This is a genomic window from Streptomyces sp. NPDC127114, from assembly GCF_042677525.1.
Lineage (GTDB): Bacteria > Actinomycetota > Actinomycetes > Streptomycetales > Streptomycetaceae > Streptomyces.
Window position 1 is genome coordinate 1 of record NZ_JBHXTJ010000087.1, and the last position, 7,308, is coordinate 7,308.

General features: G+C 75.2%; 2 protein-coding genes. Both read left to right on the top strand.

What is annotated here, in order from left to right; translation table 11 throughout:
• Window positions 1-5,543 (top strand): type I polyketide synthase (locus tag ACFVGS_RS37210; protein WP_385696900.1); only part of this gene is annotated, 5,543 nt, incomplete at its 5' end.
• Window positions 5,544-5,692: 149 nt separating this feature from the next.
• On the top strand, window positions 5,693-7,308 hold a 1,616-nt coding region (locus ACFVGS_RS37215; RefSeq protein WP_385696903.1), incomplete at its 3' end, for a type I polyketide synthase.

Below are 7,308 nucleotides of genomic sequence, written 5' to 3' on the forward strand. Positions count from 1 at the left end.
CCGCCGTGGACGCCGTCGAGGCCCACGGCACGGGCACCGTCCTCGGCGACCCGATCGAGGCCCAGGCCCTCCTCGCCACCTACGGCAGCGACCGCAACGGCAGCCAGCCGCTGCTCCTCGGCTCGCTCAAGTCCAACATCGGACACGCCCAGGCAGCAGCCGGAGTCGGCGGTGTCATCAAGATGGTCATGGCGCTGCGCAAGGGCGAACTGCCCGCCACGCTCAACGTGACCAAGCCCAGCGAGCTCGTGGACTGGGCCGCCGACGGTGTCGAGCTGCTGACCGAGCCCCGCCCGTGGCCCGCCACGGACGACAAGGTCCGCAGGGCCGGCGTCTCCTCCTTCGGCATCAGCGGCACCAACGCCCACGTCATCCTCGCCGAGGCCCCCAGCGACGCGGACCCCGTCGACGAGACGGCCGAGGCCCCGCTCGGCGACACGGCCCCGCTGTGGGTGCTGTCCGGCCGTACCGAGCCGGCGCTGCGCGCCCAGGCCACGGCGCTCGTCGAGGCGTTGGACGAGCTCGACGACGTGCCGGCCCGTGACCTCGGCCGCGCCCTGGCCACCACCCGTACCGCCCTGGACCACCGCGCGGCGATCACCGCCGAGGACCGCGCCGAGGCCGTCGCGGCGCTGACCGCGCTCGGCCGTGGCGAGGCGCACTCCGCCCTCACCCTCGGCACGGCGCGCCCGGACGACGGGCTCGCCTACCTGTTCACCGGGCAGGGCAGCCAGCGCGTCGGCATGGGCCGTGAACTGTACGAGTCCGAGCCGGTCTTCGCCGCCGCCCTCGACGCGGTGTGCGCCGAACTCGACGCCTGCCGCGCCTCCGTGCCCGGTACGCCGCCGATCCGCGACGTGATGTGCCAGGACGCGGAGGCCCTCGACCGGACCGAGAACACGCAGTGCGCGCTCTTCGCGCTCCAGGTCGCGCTGTTCCGGCTCCTCGAACACCGCGGTCTGGCGCCGGACGCCGTACTCGGCCACTCCATCGGCGAGTTCGCCGCCGCGCACGTCGCCGGGATCCTCACCCTGCCCGACGCCTGCGCCCTGGTCACCGCGCGCGGCCGGCTCATGCAGGCCCTGCCGGCCGGCGGCGCGATGACGGCCGTCCAGGCCTCGCAGGACGAGGTCCGCGCCCTGATCGAGGGCCGCGAGCACGAGGTGAGCATCGCCGCCGTCAACGGCCCGACGGCCGTCGTCGTCTCCGGCGACGTCGAGGCGGTGGAGCAGGTGGCCGCCGCGTTCGCCGAGGCCGGCCGCAAGACGCGCCGGCTGGTCGTCAGTCACGCCTTCCACTCGCACCGCATGGACGGGATGCTCGACGCGTTCGGCGCCGTCACCGCGGGGGTCCGCTACGCGGAGCCGCGCATCCCCATGGTGTCCACGGTCACCGGGCGGCCGATCGAGGTCACCGCCGACTACTGGCTCCGGCAGGTGCGCCAGGAAGTCCGGATGTCCGACGGCCTGGTCGCCCTCCACGGGCTCGGCATGCGGACCTTCCTCGAACTCGGCCCGGACGGCGTGCTGTCGGCGCTGGGCCAGGACTGCCTGGACGACGACGCGCTGGCGTTCGTACCGGTGCTGCGTCGCAACCGGCCCGAGGGCCGCACCCTGGCCGCCGCGCTCGGCGCGCTGCACGTGCGCGGCCGGAGCGCGGACTGGCAGGCCGTGTTCGGGCCAGGCCGGACGCCCGCCCTGCCCACGTACGCCTTCCAGCGGGAGCGCTACTGGCTGACCGCGCAGGGCACCGCGGGCACGGCCGGTCACCCGATGCTCGGCCCCGCCGTCGAGCTCGCCGAGTCCGGACAGACCGTGCTGACCGCGCGGCTCGGCCGCCGTACGCATCCGTGGCTCGCCGACCACGCCGTGCTCGGCTCGGTCCTGCTGCCCGGCACCGCGTTCCTCGAACTCGCCGCCCGCGCGGGCTCGCAGACCGGCACGCCCCGGGTCGCCGAACTCACCCTCGTCGCACCGCTGGTGATCCCGGAGGAGGGCCGCACCGAGGTCCAGGTCGTCGTGGCCGCGCCCGGCGACGACGGGCAGCGCACGCTGACCGTGCACGCCCGCGTCGAGACGCCGGACGGCGCCACGGAACCGTGGACGCTGCACGCCACCGGCGCGCTCGCCCCGCACGACGGAGCACCCGCGACCGCCGCGGCGCCGCCCGTCGCCGAGGCCGAGCCGCTGGCCGTGGACGGCTGCTACGACGGCCTGGCCGCCGCCGGCTACGCCTACGGCCCGGTCTTCCAGGGCCTGCGCGCCGCGTGGCGGCACGGCTCGGACCTGCTCGCCGAGGTCGCCCTGCCGTCGTCCGTCACCGACGCCGCCTCGTACGGGCTGCACCCGGCGCTGCTCGACGCGGCCCTGCACCCGATCGTCATCACCGCGCTGGACGACGGCGACCGCCGTCTGCTGCCCTTCTCGTGGCGCGGCGTGACCGTCCATCAGCCCGGGTCCCGCACCGCCCGCGTCCTGATCGCCTCCACCGGACCGGACGCGGTGTCGCTGACGCTGCTCGACGAGTCGCACGCGGTGGTCGCCGAGGTCGAGGAGCTGGTCCTGCGCCCGGTCAGCGAGGAGGTGACCGTTCCGCGGTCGCTCCACCGCCTGGACTGGAAGCCGGTCGCCCCGGCCGGGGACGGGGACGCGTCTGCGTCGGCCGCCGGGCTCGGCTCCGCCGACCTGGGCGTCGGCTCCCGGTACGCCGACCTCGCCGCCCTGGGGCAGGCCGTGGATGCGGGGCTCCCGGCCCCGGCGGTGGTCTTCGCACCGCTCACGGACCTGGCCGGCGCGACGGGCCTGGCCGGCACGACGGACCTCGCGGACGGTGGCGCGGCCGGCCCCCGGTCCGCCGTGCACCGCGCGCTCGACCTGCTCCGGACCTGGCTGGACGACGACCGGTTCGCCGACTCGCGGCTCGTGCTCGTCACCCGCGCGGCCGTGGCGACGGCACCGGACGCCGACGTGGACCCCGAGGCCGCGGCCGTGTGGGGTCTGGCGCGCTCGGCGCAGACCGAGAACCCGGGCAGGGTGGGGCTCCTCGACGTGGAGTCCGCGGCGGACTGTCGTACGGCGCTGCCGACGACCGGAACCGAGACGCAGCTCGCCGTCCGTGACGGGGCCTTGCTGGTTCCCCGGATCGGCAGGGCGACCGCCGACGGTGCGCTGGTTCCGCCGGCCGGGGTGACCGCCTGGCGGCTCGCGGTGCGCGACCGCGGCACCCTGGACCACCTGGCGCTCGAACCCTGCCCGGAGTCCGAGGCGCCGCTCGGCGACGGCGAGGTGCGCATCGCGGTGCGCGCCGCCGGCGTCAACTTCCGCGACGTCCTGAACACCCTGGGCCTCTACCCCGGTGACCCCGGTCTCCTCGGTCTCGAAGGGGCCGGCGTGGTCACCGAGGTCGGTCCCGGTGTCACCGGCATCGCCGTCGGCGACCGGGTCATGGGCCTGCTCTCCGGGGCGTTCGGCCCGGTGGCCGTCGCCGACCACCGGCGGGTCGCCGTGATGCCCGCCGACTGGACGTACGCCCAGGCGGCGTCCGCGCCCATCGTGTTCCTGACCGCCTACCACGCGCTGGTCGACCTCGCCGGACTCGCGGCGGGCGAGCGCGTCCTGATCCACGCCGCCGCCGGCGGTGTCGGCATGGCCGCCGTCCAGCTGGCCCGGCACCTGGGCGCGGAGGTGTACGGCACGGCCGGTCCCGGCAAGTGGGACGCCCTGCGTGCCATGGGTCTGGACGAGGCGCACCTGGCGTCGTCCCGCACCCTGGAGTTCGAGACCGCGTTCGGCGCGGCCACCGAGGGCCGTGGCATGGACGTCGTCCTGAACTCCCTCGCCGGCGAGTTCGTGGACGCCTCCCTGAGGCTGCTGCCGCACGGCGGTCGCTTCGTGGAGATGGGCAAGACCGATCTGCGCGACCCGGACGTGGTCGCGGCCGACCACGCCGGGGTGGACTACCGCTTCTTCGACCTGCTCCAGGAGCCGACCGAGCGGATCGCCGAACTACTCACGTCGGTCCTCGGGTTGCTGTCGTCGGGTGCGCTCACCCCGCTGCCGGTCAGCACCTGGGACGTCCGCCGCGCGCCGGAGGCGTTCCGCCACGTCAGCCAGGCGCGGCACATCGGCAAGGTCGTCCTGACCCTGCCCGCGCCCCTCGACCCGGACGGCACCGTCCTGATCACCGGCGCCACCGGCGCCCTCGGTGGTCTCGTCGCGCGGCACCTGGTCACCGAGCACGGTGCCCGCCGGCTGCTGCTCGTCAGCCGTCGCGGCCCCGACGCGCCCGGCGCGGCCGAACTCGCCGCCGAGCTCACCGAAGCGGGCGCCGAGGTCACCCTCGCGGCCTGCGACACCGGCGACCGGGACGCGCTCGCGCGGCTCCTGTCGGACGTACGGCTCACCGCCGTCGTCCACGCCGCGGGAGTGCTCGACGACGGCGTGATCACCGCGCTCACTCCCGAGCGCCTCGACACGGTGCTCGCCGCCAAGGCCACCGCGGCCCGCAACCTGCACGAGCTGACCGTGGACCAGGACCTCGCGGCCTTCGTCCTCTTCTCCTCCGTCATGGGTGTCATCGGCGGCGCGGGGCAGGGCAACTACGCCGCCGCCAACGCCTACCTGGACGCCCTGGCGCAGCACCGGAGGGCCCGGCGTCTGCCGGCGCTCTCCCTGGCCTGGGGCATGTGGGCGGACACCGCGGGACGGCCGGGCGCCGCCGGAATGGCGGGCTCGCTGTCCGAGGCCGACCGTGGACGGATCGCCCGTACCGGTCTGGCGCCGATCGACCGGGCCGAAGGCCTGGCCCTGCTCGACGCGGCCCTGCGCACGGACGCCGCGGCGCTCGTGCCCGCGCCCTTCGACCGCGCCGCCCTCGGCGCGCTCGGCGAGCAACTGCCCGCCGTGCTCCGGGACCTGGCCCCGGCCGCACCGCGACCCGCCCAGGAGGCACGGGCCACCGCCGCCGCCCCGGCGACGGCGACCCTGCGCGACCGGCTCGCCGTGCTGAACCCGGCCGAGCGGCAGGACCTGCTGCTCGACCTCGTACGGGTGCAGACCGCCGCCGTGCTCGGCCGGTCCGACGCGGCCGGCGTGCCCGCCGACCGCCCGTTCAAGGACATGGGCTGCGACTCGCTCACGCTCGTGGAACTGCGCAACAGGCTGCAGACCAGCGCCGGTCTGCGGCTGCCCGCCACCTTCCTGTTCAACTACCCCACACCGCTCGCGGTGATGGCCTATCTGCACGAGGAACTGGCCCCGGAAGAGGCGGATTCCGCCGACCCCACCGTCCCGGCGGCCGAGACGACGGCGGGCCTCGGCACCGCGCCCGGACTGGTCGAACTCGACCGGCTGGAAGCGGCGCTCGGCAGCCTGCCCGACGACACCCAGGACGACGTCAGGGACGAGATCGTCCAGCGCCTCCACGCGCTGGCGGCCCTCGCCCTGGTGCCGGCCCAGCGGGTCCGGTCCGACGACGAACTGACCGCGCGGGTCGAATCGGCCTCGGTCGACGAACTGCTCGCGTTCATCGACTCCGAACTCTGATCCCGGTCCGCTTCGGCGGACCCCTCACTCCGCTCGTCCTGTTCGCCGCGCGCGGCTCGATCGGGCACGTCGTACGCACCGTCGCGTGACGTGCCCGGCCCGCGCGCACGCACGCACGGCTCCACAACGCCTACGGGGGCATCAAGACCATGACAACTCCGGACAACGAGAAACTCGTCGCCTATCTCAAGCGTCTCACCGTCGACCTCCACCAGTCCCGTCAGCGGGTCCGCGAACTGGAGGCCGGAGCGGCCGCCCACGCCGACTCCCCGTCCGACTCCGACCTCCACGCCGACGACCCGATCGTGATCGTCGGCATGGGCTGCCGCTTCCCGGGCGGGGTGGACTCGCCCGAGGCGCTGTGGCAGGTCGTCGCCGAGCAGCGCGACGTGATCTCCGGGCTGCCGACCGACCGGGGCTGGGACCTCGACGGTCTCTACCACCCCGACCCGGACCACCCCGGCACGTCCTACGTGCGCGACGGCGGTTTCGTGACGGGTGCCCCCGAGTTCGACCCCGAGTTCTTCGGCATCTCGCCGCGCGAGGCACTGGCGATGGACCCGCAGCAGCGACTGCTGCTCGAAGTGTCCTGGGAGGCCCTGGAGCGGGCCGGCATCACACCCGGTTCGCTCCACGGGTCGTCGACGGGCGTGTTCCTGGGCGCGATCGCCCAGGAGTACGGTCCGCGCCTCGGCGAGTCGGGCACGAGCGCCACCGGCTTCGCCCTCACCGGTACCACGTCGAGCGTCGCGTCGGGCCGCGTGGCCTACACGCTGGGCCTCCAGGGCCCGGCCCTGACGGTCGACACCGCGTGCTCCTCGTCCCTGGTCGCCCTGCACCTGGCGGTCCGGGCACTGCGCTCCGGCGAGTGCTCGCTGGCCCTCGCCGGCGGTGTGACCGTCATGTCGACACCCGGCATCTTCGTCGAGTTCTCGCAGCAGCGCGGGCTCGCGGCGGACGGCCGCTGCAAGTCCTTCTCCGCGGACGCGGACGGTACGGCGTGGGCCGAGGGTGTCGGCGTGCTGGTGGTCGAGCGGCTGTCGGACGCCCGGCGCCACGGCCATCAGGTCCTCGCCGTGGTCGCCGGCTCGGCCGTGAACCAGGACGGTGCGTCCAACGGCCTGACGGCGCCCAGCGGCCCCGCCCAGGAGCGGGTGATCCGGGCGGCCGTGGAGGACGCCGGGGTCTCCTTCGCCGGGGTCGACGCCGTCGAGGCGCACGGCACGGGCACGGTGCTCGGCGACCCGATCGAGGCGCAGGCCCTCCTCGCCACGTACGGCAGCGACCGTGACGGCGGCGAACCGCTGCGACTCGGCTCGCTCAAGTCCAACCTGGGCCACGCCCAGGCCGCCGCCGGTGTCGGCGGTGTCATCAAGATGGTCATGGCGCTGCGCAAGGGCGAACTGCCCGCCACGCTCAACGTGACCAAGCCCAGTGAGCTGATCGACTGGGAGACGGGCGGCGTGGAGCTGCTGACCGAGCCCCGTCCGTGGCCCGCCACGGACGACAAGGTCCGGCGCGCCGGTGTCTCGTCCTTCGGCATCAGCGGCACCAACGCCCACGTCATCCTCGCCGAGGCCCCGAGTGACGCGGACCCCGCCGACGAGACGGCCGAGGCCCCGCTCGACGGCTCCTCCCTGCCGTGGGCCCTGTCGGCTCGTTCGGCGGACGCGCTGGCCGAGGCCGCGGGTCAGCTCGCCGCGTACGTACGGGCACGGCCCGAGCTGAGCCCGGCCGACGTCGCCCACTCCCTCGCCACCGGACG